Source organism: Stenotrophomonas maltophilia group sp. RNC7 (assembly GCF_030910085.1).
Classification (GTDB): domain Bacteria; phylum Pseudomonadota; class Gammaproteobacteria; order Xanthomonadales; family Xanthomonadaceae; genus Stenotrophomonas; species Stenotrophomonas sepilia.
In genome coordinates this window covers 1-347 of sequence record NZ_JAVFVN010000217.1, presented here as the reverse complement: position 1 = coordinate 347, position 347 = coordinate 1, and the positions used below count along the sequence as shown (strand labels likewise).

Annotated in this window: 1 protein-coding gene; it reads right to left on the bottom strand. The window is 34.6% G+C overall.

The annotated features are described in order from the left end of the window. On the bottom strand, positions 1 to 347 hold a 347-nt coding region (locus RCF13_RS02925; protein ID WP_308140836.1), incomplete at both ends, for a hypothetical protein.

The window sequence follows — 347 nt, the reverse complement described above, 5'->3', positions numbered from 1 at the left end:
ATTCATACTTACCAAATATTTTACCACCGCTCTTAACTTCGATCAAGTTTCCTCTATTATCGTATTTGTAGGATTTAGAATCTTCTTTCGAGAATACTTCCACTCCCTGAGTGATATATTCTTCGTAATCCTTACTGTCTCCTATGAATATGTAGTCCTCATAGGTGCTGATGAGCCTATTTCCTCTACCGTATTCATAGTTTATTGCTTCTTTTATTTCTTTGCCTTTCCACTCTTCTAGACGGACTCTGTTTCCTAATGTATCGTAGAAGTATTTTCTTATGTCTCTATTGTTTTCATTTACTTCTATGAGCTGATTTAGTGCATCGTAGCTGTAATATTTGATT